This is a genomic window from Lactobacillus sp. wkB10, from assembly GCF_000760615.1.
Classification (GTDB): Bacteria; Bacillota; Bacilli; order Lactobacillales; family Lactobacillaceae; genus Lactobacillus; species Lactobacillus huangpiensis.
Genome location: NZ_JRJB01000006.1, coordinates 67,234 through 89,322 on the forward strand (window position 1 = coordinate 67,234; position 22,089 = coordinate 89,322).

Genomic DNA, 22,089 nt, shown 5'->3' on the forward strand with positions numbered 1-22,089 from the left:
TGCAATAGACCTTTGTATTATGAAACTGAACTATTTCCTTTAAAAAATTTAATTAGACTTAAAAAGTTGGTCAAGATATATTTACGTTAAGAAAAGTTTATAAGAAAGTGATGGTGAAAAATTTGATCTACGATTCAACTCTCAAATGGGACACCGTTTACGACGTAATTGTAGTCGGATTCGGTGGAGCTGGCGCTGGTGCAGCAAGATTTGCGGCAGATAACAATGCGCACGTTCTCCTAATTGACTCAGCTCCCGAAGGTCATGAAGGTGGCAATACCAGGTATGCTGGTGGTGCTTTTGCTTGGAGCGATAATTTTGATGATCTCCGTGAATATTACAAGCAAACTTATTATCCCTTTAAGTATGATCCAAAAGATTTAGACGCTTTTGTCAATAATGTTTTGAAGATGAGGGAGTACTCTCAAAAATATTTTGGCATTGAAGCACAATACACCGGCAGAAGGCCTCAAGGAGAATATCCGGAATACAAGCATGCAGAAACTATGCGCTCACAAAGCATGACTGCTGGTATGTATAATGGCGGATTCTGGAAATTATTACGTAAAAAAGTTTACGAGCGTTTAGATAAAATCGATGTTTGGTTTGAAAGTCCTGCACAACATTTAATTCAGGACTCCAATACTAAAACCATTTTAGGTGTGCAAATTAAACATCAAGGTATAAATAGAAATGTGGCTGCCAGAAATGGTGTAGTTCTTTCATGTGGTGGCTTTGAAAATAATCAAGATATGGTACAAACGTTTTTAGGTCAAGGTTCTTTAGCTCCAATCGGTACTTTGTATAATCAAGGTAAAGGAATTGATTTGGCAGTTGAAGCTGGTGCTAGACTGTGGCATATGTCCAACTATGACTCACATGGTTTTTCTTTAAGAGAAGGCGAGCCCAGAGAAAAATTTGCCTATATGATCAACTGGAAGAATTTATTTAATGGCAGTATTTTCGTTGCTGGCGATGACGGCACACGGTATTACCGTGAAGACGAAGAGGATCGTCATGGATATAAATACAACCATGGCAACTGGATTATGCAGCCTAACCAAAATCATCCACATATTATCATGGATCAAAGACAATTTGAGCAACTAGCTAATGATGATTCAGATAAGGCTGAACAAATTAAGAGCCTGATTACCTATGCAATAAAAGCAGAAAGTATTGCCAAATTAGCTGGCAAGATTGCCGCACCAAAATTAGCTGAAGCTGTCAGTGATTTTAACTTTTTAGTCAATGAAAAAAAGCGCGATATGTTTTTAAATCGTAAAATTGAAACAATGCGTGCTTTTGGGGCAGGCCCATATTACGCTATCCCAATTCGTCACAACATTCTGCATACACATGGTGGCGCTCGTCGTAATGAAAATTGCGAAGTTTTAGACATGGAGAATAATGTTATTCCTCATTTATATGAAGCTGGAGAATTAGGAGATATTTTTGCTACTAAATATATTGGTGCAAACAGTATTGCTGATTTGCTAATTTCTGGCAAAATTGCAGGAGAAAATGCTGCGTGGCCAAAAAGAAAAATGGCTGAAGTTGATGTAGTTACAGGTGCTTCAGAAAACCCTGATCTAAAATCTGACGCTCATGCTTCTTCAACTGATTTTGAAGCTGGACCTAATCAGGGAATTGGAATTAGTGAAAATGGCATTAATGATGTCCCAATTGTGGTGCGCGTTACGATGTCAGGTGATAAGATTTCTCAAATTGAAACACTGCAAGAAAAAGAAACTCCTTATTTGGGAGGTAAAGCAATTCCCGTTCTGACTAATGAAATGATCGAAAAGCAAACTACAGAGGTTGATGCGGTCAGTGGCGCAAGTACAACTAGTGCTGCTTTTAAAGAAGCTGTCAACCAAGCAATTGAGAACGCTGAAAAGCAGTAAAGAAGAGCAAAAATGAAAATTAACGAAAAAACTAAGTGGAATGGTGTGTATGATGTAGTCGTTTTAGGTTTCGGTGGAGCCGGAGGCACAGCAGCTCGTTTTGCGGCAGAAAATGGTGCTCAAGTCTTATTAGTTGACGCTGCTCCTTATGGTCATGAGGGTGGTAACACCCGTTATTCAGCACAGCATGTTGCTATGGCACATGATAGAGAGAAGATTTCTGAATATTATGAGCAGCTGGCAGCGCCATATAATTTTGATCAGAAAACAATGGCTGCTTATCTTGATGGCTTTATTAATATGCCACAATATTTTAAAAAGTATTTTGGTATTGAACCTTTTATCTGGTCACGTGATAATCAACCGGGTGACCATTTAGCAAAGAAAAAGAATTTATGTGAGTATCCTGAATATCGCGGTTCTGAAACCTTTGATTTTGCACTAGTTCATAATCAAGACTTTGATGCTGAGCTATGGAAAGTAATTCGAGCTCAAGTAGTCAAAAATGCTGCCAACATTGATGTCTGGCTTAATTCCAGAGCAGAGCATTTATTGCAGGACAAAGCAACTGGTGAAATAGCTGGAGTAATTATTAATCGTAACAAGAAACAATATTATATTCATGCTCGCAAAGGAGTAATTGTTGCTACAGGTGGCTTTGAAAATAATAAGCAGATGCAGCAGGATTACCTGCACGTCACAAAATTAACCCCGCTGGGCACTCTCTATAATAAGGGTGACGGGATTAAAATGACTGCAGAAGTTGGAGCAAAAATGTGGCACATGAGCAATTATGAGTCATTAGGCATCGTCCCCAGCTACGTAATTGCTGAAGGTGAAAATGAGCGTGGTCGGCAAGTTAGCGGTTGGCAAAATGTCAAATCAGGTGCGATTTTTGCGGTGGCAGACGACGGCACCCGGTTTATGCGTGAAGATGCCAAATTCAGACATGGTCACATAGCTGAACATGGAGACTATCTATTGCCTCACGCTTACGACAATGCTTGGTTGGTCTTTGATAATCAGCAATATCAAAAGTTTGTCTTAGAACAGAAACAAGGAAAGCTCAAGTACGGTAAGTTCTTTGACAAGGTTGTTAGTGCCGGTTCACTGACTGAATTAGCTCAAAAAATGAATGTACCGAACGCAAATCTGGAAAATACTGTTTCGCAATTTAACGAGTTTGCCACTAAAGGCAAGGATCTGGAATTTGGTCGTGCACCTGAGTCAATGACCAGTTTCGATTTAAAAGATGACGTCCATGCAGTTAAATTGGCCCCCGCAGTGCTTAATACCCAAGGTGGACCAGAACATGATGAGTTAGCCCGTGTGCTTGATGTCAACAATCAACCAATCAAACGTCTCTACACAGCTGGTGAGCTTGGCGGAATGTGCGTCAATCGTTATCAGGGCGGTGGCAACTTAGCTGAATGCTTGATTTTTGGCAAAATTGCTGGAGAAAATGCTGCCAGGTTAGATCCAATTGAGGATTCGATTAATTTAACGGAGAAGTTGCCGCGAATTAATGATCTTTTGGATGGTGAAAAGGACGATCAAATTGAGCTGGGACAAAATCAGTTCCTAGGATCTTCTGAAGCAGGTATTGGCGGCAGGATTTTGGTTCGCGTGACCTATTTTGATAATGAAATCAAAAAAATTGAAGTACTAGAAAATCATGAAACGGAAGGAATTGGAGCTGTAGCCATTGACCGTATACCCCAAGAAATGGTAAGCAATAATTCTACCGACGTTGATGCAGTTTCAGGAGCTTCTACCACAACTAATGCTTTAAAGGAAGCCGTAAATGCGGCAATTAAGAAAGCACAAAATAGTTCTAAAGGAGAATAAAGAAATGTTAGATAAAATTCAATGGAAAAAGTGGGTTTTGCCACTAGCTATCGGCATTGTCTTATGGCTGTTAACTCCATTAAAACCAGCGGCAATTAACGTTCAAGCCTGGCACCTTTTCGCCATATTTATTGCAACTATAATTGCTTGTGTGACTAAACCATTACCAATGATGGCAACTACAATAATAGCGGTGGTGATTGCCACATTAACCGGTATTTTTAAGATGGAAGAAGTTACTGCCGGTTTTGGTAATTCCACCGCATGGATGGTCGCTATGTGTATGTTTATGGCGGCCGGCTTTATTAAATCAGGGCTTGGTAAAAGAATTGCCTACTTCTTTGTCAAAACTTTTGGCAAGAGAACTTTAGGTTTGGCTTATGCCTTATCCCTAGTGGAAACTGTTCTGGCAGTTGGTATCCCAAGTAACAACGCTCGTGTTAACGGTATTATGTACCCAATTATTGATAACTTATCAAGAGAAATGGGTTCAGATCCTAAAAAGGGAACTGAGCGTGACATGGGTTCATTCCTTGTCTTTACAGAATACGAAGTTAACATCGTTACTTCCACAATGTTTTTAACTGGTTTAGCCGGAAACATGGTGGCATTAGGGATAGCAAAGACGCAAAACGTTACCATTTCGTGGATGCAATGGTTTGTAGCTGCAATTGTACCGGGCATAATTTCCTTAATATTAGTACCTTTTATTCTATATAAAATTTATCCGCCTAAGATCAAAGAAACACCTAATGCTCATGCTTGGGCAAACAAAAAGTTACAAGAGTTAGGCAAAATGACGGCTGCAGAAAAAATCATGGGTGTGGTTTTTGTCCTGTCGGTTGCATTATGGTTAGTAGGTTCTAAGTTTGGCATTGACGCAACTTTGGTCAGCTTTATTGCAGTTGCATTACTATTGGTATTTGGCGTCATTAATGTTAAGGATATTTTAGGTCAAAGTTTTGCTTGGAACATCTTGACTTGGCTTTCAATTATCATGTTGATGTCACAAAAATTGATGACTTTGGGCTTTTTCCCTTGGTTCTCAAAGACTTTAGGTAGTGCACTTCATGGTATGAACTGGGTTTTAGTACTGGTAATCTTATTCTTGGTTTACTTCTACCTTCACTATTTATTTCCAAGTGTTTCTACACAAATTTCTGCTCTTTATGCAGGATTTCTCTCAATTGCGATTGGTGCCGGAGTGCCACCTATGATGGCAGCGTTAATGTTAGCTTTAGACGGTTCTTTATACTTGTCAACTTCAAGCTATTCGGCAGGTCCTGCTGCTTTGCTTTCTTCAACAGGCTATGTTTCTAACAAAGATTGGTGGAAACTAAGCGCCATAATTGGTGTTGTACTTAACATCATCTGGTTAGGCGGCGGTCTGATTTGGACTAAAGTTATCGGCATGTGGTAATAAAAAGGCTTTGAATTTTTGGTTCAAAGCCTTTTATTTTTGTCACAAATTGAGCTTTTAGATTTGTAGCTTGTTAGTTTAAGGAGTCTAGTTTACTATTATTACTATACTGAATAAAAAGGAAGATCATAATGAAAAATTGGGCTGTAATATCAACTTGGAGCATGTCATACGATGGGTTGTTAAAAGCAAGCAGTATGTTGCAAAACGGTGAGAGTGCAGGGGATGCAGTTGAAAACTTAATAAAGAAAGTTGAATCTTATCCTCTTTATAAATCAGTAGGTTATGGCGGACTTCCTAATGAAGATGGAGTTGTTCAGATGGATGCCGCCTTTATGAATGGTGATACTTTAGCACAAGGTTCAGTAGCCGCTATTGAAAATGTGAAGCATGCTGTTTCTGTAGCCAGAAAATTGAGTTTAAATAAAACTAACAGCTTTTTAGTCGGAGAAGGCGCCACTAAATTTGCTATGCAAAATGGCTTTGAAATGACTAACATGCTGACAGAAAGAGCAAAAAAAATATGGCAAAATAAGGTAAAAGAGCAGTTTAAAACTGGACTGCATCCCTATGATGGACATGATACTGTTGGAGCAGTCACACTTGATAAAGCTGAATCGATGGCTGCAGCGACATCAACTTCAGGCTTATTTATGAAAAAAGATGGTAGAATTGGTGATTCACCGTTATCGGGTTCTGGATTTTATGCTGACAGTCATATTGGAGCAGCCACGGCAACAGGCTTAGGAGAAGATATTTTGAAAGGTTGTCTTTCATATGAAATAGTTCGCAGAATGGCAAAAGGTCAGTCTCCTCAAGAAGCTTGTGACACAGCACTTTACCCATTTTGTGAAGATTTAAAACAGCGCTATGGTCAAGTAGGGGAAATTTCTTTAATTGCTTTGAATCGAAAAGGTGAGTGGGGAGTAGCTACTAATGTGGAATTTCCTTTTTGTGTTGCTAATGAAAAACAAAAAGCTCAAATTTTAATGGCCAACCCTGGAAAAAATCAAAAGACTCAAATTGAGCCTATTTCACAGTCTTGGTTAGATGATTATCAAAAACAAATCAATGCTCCGGTCGAGTAACGTTTAACTAAAAGAAAGAAAATAAAATGCTAAAAGAAGCGTGTGTTGAAAATTTTTATAATATTCCTCATGTAATTAAGGCTGGCGCTGACAGATTAGAGCTGAATAATGATTTGGCGTTGGGTGGCACTACGCCCTCCTATGGCGTAATAAAGAAATCTGTCACTTACGCTGAGAATTTTAAAATACCGGTTGTCATAATGATTAGACCTAGAGGTGGAGATTTTGTTTATAGTGAAAATGAAATCGACATAATGGCTGATGACATTGAAGCGTCTGCCAAACTGGGTGCTCAAGGAGTGGCTTTTGGATGTTTGACCACCAATAATCAAATAAATAGAATTCAAATGAAACATCTAATTACACTAGCTCGTTCCTTAAACGTTGAAGTCGTCATGCACATGGCTTTTGATGACATATCAAATGATAAACAGAAAACAGAATTAAACTGGTTAGCAGATCAAGGAGTCAAAAGAATTTTGACACATGGTGGAAAATTAGACAAACCTATCTTGGCAACAATACTCCATTTAAAAGAAATAATTAAATGGGCGAATGATCGTATAGAAATTTTGCCAGGTGGAGGCATCACAACCGAAAATAGAGATGATATTGCCAAAAAATTGCAGTTAAATGAACTTCATGGTTCGAAAATTGTTTAGACATAAAAGGACTAAAAGTTATTTTATCTTGAAATATCTTATCAGGTTTAATATGAAAAATAATCGTTAATATCCATTCAGTGCTACCTTCTCTGACTTTATTCTTAGTTTGCTTTTTGATTGCGGTTTTAGATTACTGAAATAAATGTATGATGCAACCTAGCTTATTATGATTTCAAAAACATCCTTTGGTATATTATTTTTTCAGGCAATTTCACTGATTTTTCAAAATTTTAGTTGACAGAAAATAAGACATTGATTAAAATACTATTAATATTGATAAAGCGAAGAAAAGATAAGTAAGCTTACAAGTAGCGTTTAAGAGAGTCCTGTTGCTGAGAACGGACCGTGATGGCAAGCTGAAAGTAACTTTGAGCTATATGGTGAATTTTAGTAGCTATTATTGGGTACACCCATTAACGTGTTAGCGTATCGCATTCTTGCCGTACGTGAAGTGACTATGCTATTTGTCATTTTTTGATTTATAGTGCAGTAATATAGGTGGTACCGTGCTAAAGCACCCTTGATTTTAAATCAAGGGTGCTTTTTTATTCCCCAAAATAATCTAGCCAACCCTTTATCATTATTAAATTTATCTGTAATTCTGTTTAGGAGGAATTGTAATGGAAGAAATTGAGCAAGATGTTAATACAAAGCCTTTAACATGGAAACAATATTTGGTAGTAGCATCATTGTTGTTTGGGCTGTTTTTTGGTGCAGGCAACTTGATTTTTCCGATTCATTTAGGTCAGCTTTCAGGAGCAAATTGGGGAATAGCTACTTTTGGGTTTTTGGTAACGGCAGTGCTTTTACCTTTACTAGCCGTTTTAGCTATTAGCGCAAGTCATGCAAAAGGAGTTTATGATATTGGCAGGCCACTGGGTAACATTTTTGCTCTAGTTTTCATGGTTCTAATCCATTTAACTCTGGGACCCTTGTTTGCCACGCCTCGTACAGCAAGCATTTCATTTTCAGTCGGTTTGCAACCAGTTTTGCCGAAATCTGCCACAAAGCCAGCACTCCTAATATTTTCTGCAATATTTTTTATTTTAGCTTTTATTATTTCGTATAAGCAGTCTACGATTTTGACAAGTATTGGGAAAATTTTAAATCCATTGTTTTTGCTATTGCTATTTTCGGTTTTTTTATTGGCAGCTATTTCACCCATGGGTGCTGCTAAAAATCAAAGCATAACAGCAGCTTATCAAAGCGCTCCTTTCTTCAATGGCTTTTTAGAAGGCTATAACACAATGGATGCTCTGGCTGGATTGGCATTTGGCTATACAATTGTTTCGGCGGTAAGGCAGCTGGGGAAAACTTCTGCTAAAAGCAATGCGAAAGTTACAGCTAGAGCTGGTGTGATCGCTACAAGTGCAATTGGTATTATTTATATTGGACTAATTTGGGTAGGTGCAACTACTTTAAATCATTTTAAAATTTCCGCTGAAGGTGGCACTGTTTTTAACCAAATAGTTACTTATTATTTGGGCAATTTTGGTCATGCTTTACTTGCTACACTGGTTACACTAACTTGTTTAACAACTGCTGTAGGCTTAATAGCCGCTTTTGCACAGGACTTTCACCGTAGTTTCAACAAAATCAGCTATCATGGTTGGTTGACAATTATGACTCTTGTTTCTTTCATCACAGCTAATTTTGGCTTGGATACAATCATTTCCTGGTCAACTCCAATGCTAATGTTTTTATATCCTATTGCAATGGTTTTAATCATTCTGTCAATTGCGAGTTCGTTATTTGATCGTGATCCAATTGTTTATTTTTGGGGAATAGTTTTTACATTCATTCCTGCAATCTTAGACATGATTGCTTCTTTTCCTGCTGTAATTAGTCAACAGTCATGGGCATTACAGTTAAGGTCACTGCAATTACGCTTCTTGCCATTCGCAGATATTGGTATGGACTGGGTAATTCCGGCTGTTATTGGATTAGCTGTTGGGTTTATTATTCATTTTTATAAAAAAGCAAAAACTATTTAGTTGTGCAAATATAATTCAAATAATTAAGCTGATATTTTGACATCACCTGTTTATAAAAGTAGATTAAAGAAAAGAGCAATTTTGGTGATTGTATAGAATGGGGCTGAATATTTTGAACAATATGAACATGAACCATAATGAAAATATGAATCATTCGATGAATAATAATTCATCAATGAAAATGGGTAATCATGATATGATGATGCATGGTGGTCACATGATGCACATGGGAAACTTAAAGAAAAAGTTTTGGGTTTCCGTTTTATTATCGTTGCCAATTATTTTTTTATCACCTGCAATGGGCGTTCATTTGCCTTTCCAGTTTTCTTTCACCGGGTCTGACTGGGTAGTGGTTATTTTTGCGACTATACTTTACTTTTACGGAGGGGAACCATTCTTATCAGGCGCTTTTTACGAGATAAAAGACAAGAAGCCTGAAATGATGACTCTTATTTCTCTGGGAATAACTACTGCATATATTTACAGTATTTATGCTTTTGTGAAAAATAATTTATTAAACAGTAAAGCTCAAGTAATGGATTTTTTCTGGGAATTGGCTACTTTAATTTTGATTATGCTTTTAGGTCACTGGATTGAGATGAATTCAGTGATGAACGCAAATAGTTCTGTGCATGATTTAGCTAAGCTTTTGCCTGATAAAGTGCATGTCCAAAATAACGGTCAATTTAAAGATATGGCTATTAATGATGTGCAAAAGAATGCTGTTATTTTAGTAAAAGCAGGAGAGAGCATTCCTCTAGATGGAGTCATTCTAAGTGGTTCAAGTCAGGTAAATGAATCGCTAGTTACCGGTGAATCGCGAGAAATTACCCGCAAAGAAAACGATAAGGTGATCGGCGGTTCAATTAATGGTTCTGGTACATTAACGGTTAAAGTAACTAGTTCTGCTAATTCCGGCTTTTTAGCTAATGTGAATAAGCTGGTTCAGTCTTCACAAATGAATAAATCAAAATTGCAAAATCTGGCCGATAAAGTTTCCAGTTGGTTATTTTATGCGGCACTTGTTTTTGGGATTATAGCATTAATCGTTTGGACTAGTCTGCGTGGTATATCTGGTGGTCTAGAACGAATGGTCACCGTCTTAGTTATTGCCTGTCCTCATGCTTTGGGGTTGGCCATTCCCTTAGTTAATGCGAGAAGTACTTCAATTGGCGCCAAAAATGGCTTATTAATTAGAAATCGCAATGTCATCAGCATCAGTTCAAAAATCAATTATTTGCTTTTAGATAAAACTGGAACTTTAACTGAAGGAAAATTTCAAGTTCGAAAATTTGATAGTTTGGATAAAAATTATAGTGCTGATGAAGTAATTAAGCTTATTGCCTCACTTGAGCAGGATTCAAATCACCCGATTGCTCAAAGCATTTTACAATTTGCTAAAGAAAAGAATATTAATCTATATTCATTAACAAATAGTAAAACTTTAGATGGTAAAGGGGTCTCTGGTACTCTAAATGGAAAGGAATTTCAACTAGTAAACGAAACATCTGCTAGAAAGTTAGTGAACAATTTTCCCCAAATGGATGCTTTAAACTACACTTCAAGCTATTTAGTAGAGGGGAATGATCTTTTAGGATATGTTGCTGTTGGAGACGAAATTAAGAAGAACGCTGCTTCTTTAATTAAGCAAATTAAAGATCTTAATATCACACCAGTAATGCTAACAGGAGACAATGAAAAAGTTGCACAAAATATTGCTCATAAACTTAACATTTCTGAAGTTCATTCGGGTTTGATGCCTGCTGACAAACAAAAAATTGTTGCAGAACTTCAAGAAAAAGGCAATAAGGTAATGATGGTCGGGGATGGCATAAATGATGCTCCAAGTTTAGCAAAAGCTGATATCGGCGTTGCTATCGGAGCAGGAACAGATGTTGCTGTGGATTCAGCGGATGTCATTTTGGTAAATAGTGACCCACTTGACATTATTAGCTTTTTAAATCTTGCCCAACATACTCAAGGAAAAACTGTCCAAAATTTATGGTGGGGAGCCGGCTATAACATTGTGGCATTGCCCTTAGCAGCTGGAGTATTAGCTCCTTGGGGAATTTTATTATCTCCGGCCGTTGGAGCAATTTTGATGTCCTTATCAACAGTAATAGTAGCTATCAACGCAGAAACATTGAAAATATAACACTTAGCATTAAGCACTTGTCAGGAGTGCTTTTTTATTTTAAAGCAAATTTTAATTTTTTAAATGATAGCCCTTTTATTTAAAAATATTGAAAAAAGTCCAAAAAACCTGTATCATGAGTGAAAGAGTAATATAAAATGTATTATTAGAAGAATGTTAGCATTAAATAAGGAGACTGAACATGAGCGAAAAAGAATATCGTGTTGAAAGTGATACTATCGGCCCTGTCAAAATACCAAAAGAAGCTCTATGGGGACCGCAAACAGAACGCAGTCGCAATAACTTCCCCAGCGGTGAATTAATGCCTCTTGCGATTATCCGTGCATTTTTACATTTAAAAAAAGCTGCCGCTGAATCAAATGTAGAAGTAGGAGACGAACCCGAAGAAAAAGGAAAAGCAATTGAGGATGCCGTTGACCATTTGCTTAAATTAGATGACCATGAACTACGCAAGGACTTTCCACTACATGTATTGCAAACGGGGTCTGGAACTCAAAGTAATATGAATGTGAATGAAGTTGTTGCAAATTTAGCTAATAAGTTGCATCCAAATTTGCATATCTTACCTAATGATGATGTTAATAGAGGACAATCGTCTAATGATACTTACCCTACAGCAATGAATATTGTGGCTGTTGAGGCACTGGATAAACTTGAACCAGCTGTGCAACACCTAATTAATGAACTTATACTAAAACAAAATAAGTATTGGAAAACCGTTAAAGTAGGTCGTACTCATCTGCAAGATGCCACTCCAATTACTTTTGGGCAAGAAGTTTCGGGTTATATTTCTGCATTAAAACATGACTTGAATTATATTCAAGAACTTAAACCAACATTGTACGAACTGGCAATTGGAGGGACAGCTGTTGGCACTGGACTTAATGCTGCACCTGGGATGACTGAAAAAATTGCCGGTAAATTGTCCCAAGTTTACGGACATGAATTTAAAGTTAATACCAATAAGTTTTGGGGCTTAGCTCATCATTCTGGAATTGATGTTGTTCATGGTGCATTGAAAACTTTAGCTGCTGATATGTTCAAGATAGCACAGGACATTAGATTCTTAGCTTCTGGTCCAAGGGCAGGCTATCACGAGCTCAACATTCCAGCCAATGAACCTGGATCATCAATCATGCCAGGCAAAGTTAACCCTACACAAGCTGAAGCTGTAACCATGGCGGCCGCAAAAGTTTTTGGCAATGACGCTACTATTACTTTTGCCTGTTCACAAGGAAATTTTGAAATGAACGTCTATAAAACTATAATGATTACAGCTTTTCTTGATTCATGTGATATTTTAGCTGGTACTATCAGGGGGTTTGCTGATAAAATGATAGCGGGCCTAACAGTTAATGCGGAAAAGATGGATGACTTGCTTGAAAGCTCTTTGATGACTGTTACAGCTCTGTCACCACACATTGGTTATCATGCAGCTGCCAAAATTGCCCAAACTGCAGATAAGGAAGGTACAACACTTAAGGAAGCAGCTTTAGATAGTGGCAAATTAACAGAGGAAGAATATGATAAGTGGATGGATTACATGGAGATGACCAATGTATCTCAAACTAATCCTGAGAAATAACTATTTTAATGTTTTTAGAGGAGAAAAATAAATGGGTAAATTTGTTTTTACGCCTAACGGCAGTGCAGAAATTAAAGACCGTTATGATGCTGTAATCGTTGGAGCCGGTGGAGCTGGTTTAACAGCAGCAATTCAGGCAAAAGAACTCGGACTCAATGTTGCTGTTTTTGAAAAAAATGCTGACCTTGGTGGAAATACCAATAGGGCATCATCTGGAATGAATGCATCTGAAAGTTTGGTTCAACTTAATGAAGGGATTATTGACAATAAAGAAGATTTTTATCAGGAAACCTTAAAGGGTGGAGGCAAATTAAATGACCGTGACCTTTTAAGATACTTTGTTGACCACTCTGCTGTAGCAATTGACTGGCTGATGAACCATGGGATTGAGCTTACAAATCTAACAATAACAGGTGGTATGAGTAAAAAGAGGGCTCACCGGCCTGCCTCAATGGCACCCGTTGGAAATTATTTGGTTACAGGGGCTTTGAAGCAAATTCAAGAAAAAAATATTCCTATTTTTAATAATTCTCGTGTAATTAGTTTATTACAAGATAAGCAGAAAAAAGTTGTAGGAATTGAAGTTGAAACTGATTCAGGAGTCAAAAAGGTTCAGGCTACAGCAATTTTACTGGCCTCTGGTGGCTTTGGCTCTTCAAAAGATTTAATACAAAAATATCGTCCAGATCTCGCAAATTATAAAACAACTAATCAACCTGGAGCTACAGGTGATGGACTCAAATTAGCAGCCAAAATTGATGCTCAATTAGAGCAAATGGAATTTATTCAGGTACATCCTACAGCCCAAACAGATACTGATCACGTCTATTTAATAGGTGAGGGTTTACGTGGAGAAGGTGCAATTTTAGTTAACAAATCTGGTCAGAGATTTGTTAATGAACTCAACACACGGAAAATAGTTTCTGATGCAATTACTAAGTTAAATGAGGATGGAGCGTATCTTCTGTTTGATCAAACGATCCGAAATAATTTCACCGCTGTCGAATTTTATGATCATGTAGGATTAGTCAATCAAGGATCTTCCATTGAGGAATTAGCAGAAAACATTGGAGTTAACAGTGATAATCTAAAGAAAACAATTTCAAAATGGAATGAAGCTGTGAAGAATAAAGATGATAGTGAATATCAGCGGACTACTGGAATGGATCGCACTATCGAACAAGGTCCTTTCTTTGCTATTCATATTAATCCGGCTATTCATTATACTATGGGTGGAATTCATATAACTCCAAAAACTGAAGTTTTGGATTCAGACGGAAACATTATTTCAGGACTCTATGCCGCAGGTGAAGTTTCAGGAGGATTGCATGGCAATAATAGAATCGGAGGAAACTCAATAGCTGAAACTGTAATATTTGGCCGACAGGCCGGGATACAAATGGCAGAGTTTACCAGACAACATAAATAACTACTAAAAATGCTTAGAAATTCTAAGCATTTTTTATATTATTTAAAAGATGAAAATCATTTTATATTTTTAAAAAATTAAAATTTAAATTATTTATTTTAAATATTGAAAAAATTAAAAAGTAATTTTATAATTATAAATGTAAAGGATTACATTTTTAAAAATTGAAAGGAATGACGTTATGAATAAAAAGGTTTTATTAGTTGGTGATGGAGCAGTAGGCTCAACTTTTGCCAACGATTTATTGCAACATACTAGAGTTGACGAGCTGGTTATTTGTGATGTGGTAAAAAAACGTCCACTGGGTGATTCAATGGATTTAGAAGATATATTGCCTTTTACAGGAGAATGTAATATTCATTCTGGAGAATACTCTGATGCAAAAGACGCTGATGTTGTTGTGATCACCGCTGGTGTTCCGCGCAAGCCGGGAGAAAGTCGTTTGGATCTAGTTAATAAAAACGTTAATATCTTAAAAAGCATAATTCAACCTGTAGTTGAATCAGGCTTTAATGGCATTTTCCTTGTTTCCGCTAATCCAGTTGATATTTTAACAACGCTGACCCAAAAATTATCTGGCTTCCCTAAAAATAAGGTTATTGGGACAGGTACTTCCCTTGATTCAGCACGTTTAAAGGTAGATTTAGCACGTAGATTACATGTTCCTGTTGCTGAAGTTAATTCTATGGTTTTAGGAGAGCATGGTGATACTTCTTTCGAAAACTTTGATGAGTCAACAGTTAGTGGCAAGCCACTTAAAGATTTTGACGGTATTGACAACTCTGTGCTGGATCAAGTAGAATCAGGTATTCGTAAAAAGGGAGGAAAAATAATTGAAAATAAAGGTGCTACATTTTATGGCATTGCGATGATGTTGACCCAGATAGTTACTGCTATATTAAATAATCGGTCAATCGCTTTGCCTTTATCAGCACCAATTAATGGTGAATATGGAATTAAAAGTGAGCTTTATTTAGGAACTCCTACAGTAATAAATGGTGCCGGAATTAGTCAGGTGCTTGAGACTAAGCTTTCTGAAACTGAAAAAGCTAAGATGCTCAACTCAGCTTCAAAAATGCAGGAAGTACTAGATAATATTACTTTAGATTAACCAAAAGAAGGCATGACGAATGCAGGTTGGAAAAAGAATTTTTTTAAAAAGAAACCTTCCGCAAAAAGAGGTTATTGCTGCATACAAAAAATTGCCATCGTCAAACGTGGCTGATTGTATGAATAGAACAGGTGCAATGGCACCGAGAATTAAGCTTATGTCCAAACCTCATGAGGAAATGTGTGGACCAGCTTTTACAGTTCATAATCGTCCAGGTGATAATCTGACTATTTATGCAGCATTGAAATATTGTCATGAAGGCGATGTCGTTGTCATTGACAATGAAAATGACAATACAAGAGCAGTTATTGGCGAGGTGATGATGACCTGGCTTCGCGACCAAAGACATGTTGCTGGAGTCGTGGTTGATGGACCAATACGTGACATAGATAGTTTGCGTAATTGGGACTTGCCCATTTATGCAGTTAGTACAACACCTGACGGCCCATATAAAGAAGGCCCAGGAGAAATAAATGTTCCAATTTCTTGTGGGAACGTGAGTGTTAATCCTGGTGACGTGATTTTAGGTGATGCCGATGGTGTTATAAAAATTGCTTTAGAAGAAGCAAGTGAATTACTTCCAGCTGTCCAGGATTTTCACAAAAAAGATGATGCCAAAGCGGCAAGTTTTCATGATGGCACAGGAAATATAAATTGGCTTGATGAAGAACTGAAGAATAAAAATTATGAAATTATCGACGATTTTTATCGCCCGGAAAATTACAGGTAATTAAAATGAAAACACTAGAAAAAGTTAATTACAAGGGATTTATCTTACCCCTGGCTGTTGGTGTTATACTCTGGTGCATCACGCCTTTGCGTCCTGCAGGTTTATCAGCTCCAGCCTGGGAAATGTTTGCTATTTTCGTAGCAACTATTGTTGGATGTATCACTAAGCCTTTGCCAATAGGTGGCACCACCTTAATCGGACTTATAGTAACGGTTTTAGTTGGTTTAGCTCCAATCAAAGATATTGTAGATCCTAAAACAGGCAAAGTCACAACTGGGATTCTTAGTGCCTTTAGCAATTCGGCTTCTTGGCTAATCGCTATGGCTTTCATCATGGCCTATGGTATCAGTAAAACTGGACTGGGCAATCGAATAGCCTATTGGATGATTAAACGTTTCGGTAAAAAGTCCATTGGTATCGGCTATGCCATTACTGGATTGGAATTAGTTTTAGGAGCTTTGATTCCATCAAACAGTGCCAGAACTGGAGGAGTCGTTTGGCCGGTAACCGAATCAATATCTAAAGATTATGATTCATATCCTAATGATCCTTCCCGCAAGAAAATCGGTGCCTACCTCAGCTTTATGGCCTTTCATGCCAATATTCTTTCAACTGCCCTCTTTATTACCGGCGCAGCACCGAATATGGTTGCTTCACAAATGGCAGCGCAGAAAAATTATAACATGACCTGGATTAGCTGGTTTTCAGCAGCTGTAGTTCCTGTACTTGTTGCAACTATTGTCATTCCAATTGTGATTTATAAAATTTTCCCACCTGAGATAAAAGAAACTCCTAATGCTGAAAAATGGGCTACTGATCATTTAAAGGACATGGGGCCAGTTACAAAACCAGAAAAAATTATGTCAATGGTGTTTTTACTAGCCATAATTTTATGGGTTTTATCTGGCGTTTTTGATATTCCTCAATTAGATTCAACTTTCGTTGCTTTTCTAGCGGTTGGTTTGTTGCTGTTAACTGGTGTTTTAACCATGAAAGATGCCTTAAACCAAACTGGTGCCTGGAATATTTTGATTTGGCTGTCAATTTTAATTTTTATGGCAAGTAAACTTATTTCATTTGGCTTTATTGACTGGTTCTCAAAGACTATTCAAACAAGTCTTCACGGCATCAGCTGGCAAATAGTATTAGTGGTCTTGGTAATATTAATGTTTTATACCCACTACTTCTTTGCTAGTGGAACCGCTCATATGACTGCCTTATATTTGCCATTCTTGTCAGTGGCAGTAGCTACTGGTGCTCCTTTGGGACTTTCTGCAATGCTGCTTGCATTCACAGGAGCTTTCAATGCTTCAACCACTCACTACGCCAATGGACCAGCTTCAATTTTAGCTACTACAGGTTACATTAAACAAGGTGAATGGTGGAAATACAACTTTATTTTAGGAATTATCTATTTACTGATTTTTGGTGTAATTGGAACTTTATGGATGAAAGTTATCGGAATCTGGTAAATGCTTAATGAGAAGAGTTTTATCACTAATGATGGTATACGAATAGCATATTATGATACTGAAAAAGATAAACAGCCTGTATTGGCAGTTCCCGGTATAGGAAGCACCGCAATATTATGGGAAGAAGTTGCTAAACTCTTTGCATCTGATTATCGTTTTATTGTAATAGATCCGCGTAATCAGGGACGGTCACAAAGAACATTTAAAGGACAGCGTATCAGTCGTCATGCGGCTGATTTAGAGGAACTGATTACCAAGTTAAACTTGAAAGACATTATTGCTATTGGAAATTCAATGGGTGCAGCAAATATTTGGGCTTATGTTTCATTGTTTGGCTATGACAGGCTACAGGCAATTATCGATTTGGATCAACCCCCCAAGATGATCAGAGATAGCTCTTGGGAGTATGGTTTTAAAGATTTAACTTGGCAGAATTACCCGGATTATTTAAAGGCGGATCTTGGCAATGGCATTTATGCTCATATTAATGATGAGATGTTTAAAAAGGCAAAAGCAGAGTCTGAAAAATTTCCCTATTTTGCTGAAGAGAATTATCTTTGTCGTATAGATCATGCTGAACAAGATTGGCGTGATGTTTTAATTGATTTAAAAATTCCAATGCTGGTTTTAGCAGGACAGAATTCTCCCTTTTTTGACTATCACTTCGCCTTTGCCATGGAAAAGTTAAATGCAATAATTAGCGCAAAAGTTATTAAAAATTGTGGACACTTAATTCAGGCTGAACAGCCTCCTAGCATGTATAAAGAAGTTACGAATTTCTTAAAAAAGATTTAACTCAAAGTGAGAATGAAACAAATGGATAAAACCGTAGAACTTTTTTTAACCTTGCCGGAAACCAAAAAAAGGTGGCAAAAATTCCTGATTAGTCAAGGAATTAATAATTTTAGCTCTCGTGAAGTTGCTGTGATTGATCATACAGTTGGCCTAATTGATGAAGATGGTCAGTTAGTAGGCACAGGTAGCATTGCTGGAAATGTTCTCAAATATATTGCGGTTTCAAATAATGAATCTGTTCAAGGAGCAAGATTTAATCAAATAGTTTCAGCACTACAAGAATATCTTTTTAGTCAAAGAATTTATCATTCGTTTGTATTCACTAAGTCAAAATATTCATCCAGTTTTTCTCATTTAAACTTTAAGGAACTAGCTCATACTGATGAGGCTGCTTTTTTAGAGAGTGGAACACCAAATATTCAGGATTTTTTGGCAAAAATTCCCATATTAAAAGACCAAAATCATAAAAAAGTTGCGGCAATTGTCATGAACGCTAATCCATTTACTTTAGGTCATCAAGGGCTGGTAAAACTTGCTAGTAGCGAGAATGATCTGGTATACGTGTTTGTTGTTGCTACGGATGCTTCGTTATTTAAAACGAATGAAAGAATGGAACTTGTTAAAAAAGGAACCTCTGAATACAAAAATGTGTTAGTAGTTAGTGGTGGAGACTATTTAGTTTCTCAATCAACTTTTCCGGCATACTTTTTAAAATCACCTGATGAACTGATCGCTACGCAAACAGAAATTGATGCATTAATTTTTAAAAATAAAATTGCACCGAAACTGGCAATAAAAAAGCGTTATTTAGGTACTGAACCATTTTCAAGAACAACTAATTTCTATAATCAAAGCTTAAAAAACACACTTAGTCCCAAAATTGACGTTGAAATTGTTAAGCGCTTTTGCAATAACGATCAAATAATTACAGCTACACGAGTCCGTCAGCTGATCAAAAGTAATAATTTAAAAGAAATTTCAAATTTAGTTCCACCAACTACTTTTGATTTTATTAATAAAAACTATCAAATTTTACAAGAAAGAATAAAGAAAGGAATGAACATCAATGGAAATTAAGACTGTTGGAGTGGCAGGAACTTTAGAATCTTCAGATATTCAAATAATGGTATCAGCTGGTCAAAATGGCGTTGAAATTGATTTGGAATCCGAAGTAGCCAAATCTTACGGAGATCAGATCAAAAAAGTAATAACAGATGTACTTAAAAAATTCGGAATTGAAAATGCAAAGGTTAAAGCAACTGATAAAGGCGCTCTTGACTGCGTAATTGCTGCACGTACATTGGCTGCAGCTCAAAGAGCAACCGAAACCACAGATAAACCAAGATTGGAGGTACTACAATAAATGACTTACGTAAAAAATCGTTTGCGTCGAACTATGATGTTTGTGCCGGGAGATAATCCAGCTATGGTTAAGGATGCCGGTATCTATGGTGCCGACTCTATTATGTTGGATTTGGAAGATGCAGTATCTCTAACTGAAAAAGATGCAGCGAGAATGTTAGTATTTAATGCTATAAAAACTGTTGACTTTGGTGGTGCAGAAGTAGTTGTCAGAATTAATGGTCAAGATACTCCTTTTTATGACGAAGATGTAAAGGCAATGGTTCGAGCTGGCGTTGACGTTATTCGTCTGCCAAAAACAGAATCAGCTGCAATGATTAAAAAATTAGTAGCAGATATGGAAAAGGCAGAAGAAGAATATGGCGTTGAAAAAGGTTCTATTGGAGTAATGGCTGCGATTGAAAGTGCCAAAGGTGTTCTTAATGCACCTAAAATTGCTACTGCAACACCTTTGATGATGGGCTTGGCAGTTTCTGGCGAAGATTATACTGCTGATATGCACACTCACCGTTATCCTGACGGACGTGAACTTGAATTTGCTCGTAATATGGTTTTACAATCTGCTAGAGCAGCAGATGTTTATGCCTTCGATACAGTTTTTTCAAATATGAATGACACAGAAGGATTTTACCGCGAGACAAAATATATTTATGAACTTGGTTATGATGGTAAGTCTTTGGTCAATCCACGTCAAATTCCAATGGTTAATAAAGTATTCAACCCAACTAAAGACGAAATTGAAAATGCTCTTGCTGTGCAAAATGCAATTCAGGAAGCAAAAGCAAAGGGTTCTGGAGTAATTTCGATGAATGGTAAGATGGTTGACAAACCTGTAGTTGAAAAAGCTGATCGTGTTATTGAAACAGCAAAAGCTTCGAATTTAATTGATGAGGAGGGTAATTACATTGGAGAATAAAGTAAAGCGCAATTTGCCAGATGATTTGATGACTGATATGAATCTAAAACCATTTAAGTCTGTTGTAGTTGGCAATCCTGAAGTAAAGAGAGTTGCACCCAAAGTGCAAGTTACCACCGGCGAATCAAAAGTGGTCGATTCTTTAGAAGAAGTTATCAAAAAGACGCTAAAAGATGGTATGACTATCTCGTTTCACCATCACTTTAGAAATGGCGATTTTGCTTTTAACAAAGTGATGGATTTAATTATTAAAATGGGTTATCAAAATCTGACTTTAGCTCCTTCTTCTTTGACTGGTGTTATGAATGACAAAGTAATTGAAGCAATTAAAAAGGGTGTCATTACCAATATTACTTCTTCTGGAATGCGAGGCAGCTTAGGAGATTTTGTTTCCCATGGTGGACTGAAGAATCCGGTAATTTTCCGTTCTCACGGCAATAGGGCTCGTTCAATTGAAGAAGGAGAAATCAAAATTGATGTTGCTTTTTTAGGTGTCCCCAATTCTGATCCTGCAGGAAATGCTAATGGTCAAGAAGGAGATGCTGTATTCGGTTCTTTAGGTTACGCATTGATTGACTCTCAATATGCGGATAAAGTAGTTTTATTGACAGACAACATTGTTGATTATCCAAATACTCCTGCTTCTATTAAACAAACGCAGGTCGATTACGTTGTTAAGGTTGATCAAATCGGTGATGCAGATAAAATAGGTTCAGGGGCGACTCGTTTTACTAAAGATCCAAAAGAACTGAAGATTGCGCAAACCGTTAATCAGGTAATTACCAATTCACCTTATTATAAACAAGGATTTTCTTTCCAGACAGGATCTGGTGGAGCTGCTCTTGCTGTGACCAGGTATTTAAGAGAATCTATGTTAAAAGATGGCATCACAGCGTCATTTGCTCTGGGTGGCATTACCAAGCCCACAACCGACCTACTTGAGGAAGGCCTGGTCAAAAAAATTATGGATGTGCAGGATTTTGATAAAGGTGCCGCGGCATCAATGGCTAAGAATAAAAACCAACAAGAAATTGATGCTTCTTGGTATGCTGATCCTCACAATAAAGGGGCAGTAGTTAATAATTTAGATGTTGCTATTCTTTCGGCTTTACAGATTGATACAGATTTCAACGTTAACGTAATGACCGGTTCCGATGGTGTTATACGTGGTGCAATTGGTGGTCACCAAGATGCAGCTGCAGCCAAAATGACTATTATTACTGCTCCATTGGTACGCGGACGAAATGCGACTGTTGTTCCAGCAGTTGAAACAGTTGTAACTCCTGGTGATTCAATTGATGTTTTGGTAACTGAAAGAGGAATTGCAATTAATCCACGTCGTAAGGATCTCATAGATGCCTTTGCCAAAGTGCCTGAACTTAATGTCGTTGATATTAAGGAACTTCAAAAAATGGCTCAACAACAAGTTGGAGTTCCAAAACAACTGGCATATACTGATCGGACTGTTGCTCTTATTCAGTATCGAGATGGCACAATTATTGATACTATTAAGCAAGTAAAAGACTAATTATTTATTTTAAAAAAAGTGTGAGAATGAGCTTTAACTTGTTCTCACATTTTTTGGCTATAATATAAAAAGAGGAGGATGTCA

Annotated in this window: 17 protein-coding genes; all 17 read left to right on the forward strand. The window is 37.2% G+C overall.

Annotated elements, in window-relative coordinates; all coding sequences use genetic code 11:
• The first annotated feature begins 122 nt into the window (after positions 1 to 122).
• Entirely contained in the window at positions 123 to 1,907 is a 1,785-nt protein-coding gene (locus LACWKB10_RS05185; RefSeq protein ID WP_034979848.1) for an FAD-binding protein, read from the forward strand.
• 12 nt (positions 1,908 to 1,919) lie between these two features.
• A complete protein-coding gene (locus LACWKB10_RS05190) occupies positions 1,920 to 3,755 on the forward strand; it encodes an FAD-binding protein (protein ID WP_034979656.1) in 1,836 nt (611 codons plus the stop codon).
• Positions 3,756 to 3,759: 4 nt separating this feature from the next.
• Positions 3,760 to 5,175, forward strand: a complete 1,416-nt coding sequence (locus LACWKB10_RS05195) for a DASS family sodium-coupled anion symporter (protein WP_034979850.1) — start codon at positions 3,760 to 3,762, stop codon at positions 5,173 to 5,175.
• Between the two features lie 131 nt (positions 5,176 to 5,306).
• The gene (locus LACWKB10_RS05200; RefSeq protein ID WP_034979659.1) at positions 5,307 to 6,263 is read left to right on the forward strand and encodes a N(4)-(beta-N-acetylglucosaminyl)-L-asparaginase; all 957 of its coding nucleotides are present in this window, start codon (positions 5,307 to 5,309) and stop codon (positions 6,261 to 6,263) included.
• A 26-nt stretch (positions 6,264 to 6,289) separates the two neighbouring features.
• The gene (locus tag LACWKB10_RS05205; RefSeq protein WP_034979662.1) at positions 6,290 to 6,925 is read left to right on the forward strand and encodes a copper homeostasis protein CutC; all 636 of its coding nucleotides are present in this window, start codon (positions 6,290 to 6,292) and stop codon (positions 6,923 to 6,925) included.
• Positions 6,926 to 7,548: 623 nt separating this feature from the next.
• Positions 7,549 to 8,922, forward strand: a complete 1,374-nt coding sequence (brnQ, locus tag LACWKB10_RS05210; protein WP_034979665.1) for a branched-chain amino acid transport system II carrier protein — start codon at positions 7,549 to 7,551, stop codon at positions 8,920 to 8,922.
• A 97-nt stretch (positions 8,923 to 9,019) separates the two neighbouring features.
• Positions 9,020 to 11,077, forward strand: a complete 2,058-nt coding sequence (locus LACWKB10_RS05215) for a copper-translocating P-type ATPase (RefSeq protein WP_235191500.1) — start codon at positions 9,020 to 9,022, stop codon at positions 11,075 to 11,077.
• Between the two features lie 181 nt (positions 11,078 to 11,258).
• Positions 11,259 to 12,662 (forward strand): class II fumarate hydratase, encoded by a 1,404-nt coding sequence (locus LACWKB10_RS05220; protein WP_034979668.1) that lies wholly within the window; start codon positions 11,259 to 11,261, stop codon positions 12,660 to 12,662.
• A gap of 31 nt (positions 12,663 to 12,693) precedes the next feature.
• Positions 12,694 to 14,091, forward strand: coding sequence for a flavocytochrome c (locus LACWKB10_RS05225; RefSeq protein ID WP_034979670.1), 1,398 nt, complete (start codon positions 12,694 to 12,696; stop codon positions 14,089 to 14,091).
• Between the two features lie 181 nt (positions 14,092 to 14,272).
• Positions 14,273 to 15,202 carry an L-lactate dehydrogenase gene (locus tag LACWKB10_RS05230; protein WP_034979673.1) on the forward strand — a complete coding sequence of 310 codons (930 nt, stop codon included), beginning with the start codon at positions 14,273 to 14,275 and terminating at the stop codon, positions 15,200 to 15,202.
• A 19-nt stretch (positions 15,203 to 15,221) separates the two neighbouring features.
• The gene (locus LACWKB10_RS05235; protein ID WP_034979675.1) at positions 15,222 to 15,932 is read left to right on the forward strand and encodes a dimethylmenaquinone methyltransferase; all 711 of its coding nucleotides are present in this window, start codon (positions 15,222 to 15,224) and stop codon (positions 15,930 to 15,932) included.
• 5 nt (positions 15,933 to 15,937) lie between these two features.
• Positions 15,938 to 17,404, forward strand: coding sequence for a DASS family sodium-coupled anion symporter (locus tag LACWKB10_RS05240; RefSeq protein WP_034979678.1), 1,467 nt, complete (start codon positions 15,938 to 15,940; stop codon positions 17,402 to 17,404).
• Positions 17,405 to 18,199 (forward strand): alpha/beta fold hydrolase, encoded by a 795-nt coding sequence (locus tag LACWKB10_RS05245; RefSeq protein ID WP_034979681.1) that lies wholly within the window; start codon positions 17,405 to 17,407, stop codon positions 18,197 to 18,199.
• 21 nt (positions 18,200 to 18,220) lie between these two features.
• Positions 18,221 to 19,276, forward strand: coding sequence for a [citrate (pro-3S)-lyase] ligase (gene citC / locus LACWKB10_RS05250; protein WP_034979684.1), 1,056 nt, complete (start codon positions 18,221 to 18,223; stop codon positions 19,274 to 19,276).
• Positions 19,266 to 19,562, forward strand: a complete 297-nt coding sequence (gene citD, locus LACWKB10_RS05255) for a citrate lyase acyl carrier protein (protein WP_034979687.1) — start codon at positions 19,266 to 19,268, stop codon at positions 19,560 to 19,562. The genes citC and citD overlap by 11 nt, the downstream gene beginning before the upstream one ends.
• On the forward strand, positions 19,563 to 20,477 hold the full coding sequence (locus tag LACWKB10_RS05260) for an aldolase/citrate lyase family protein (RefSeq protein ID WP_034979690.1): 915 nt from the start codon (positions 19,563 to 19,565) through the stop codon (positions 20,475 to 20,477). It abuts the gene before it with no gap.
• The gene (citF, locus tag LACWKB10_RS05265) at positions 20,467 to 22,005 is read left to right on the forward strand and encodes a citrate lyase subunit alpha (RefSeq protein ID WP_152560562.1); all 1,539 of its coding nucleotides are present in this window, start codon (positions 20,467 to 20,469) and stop codon (positions 22,003 to 22,005) included. Before LACWKB10_RS05260 ends, citF begins: the two co-directional genes overlap by 11 nt.
• The last annotated feature ends 84 nt before the right edge of the window (positions 22,006 to 22,089 follow it).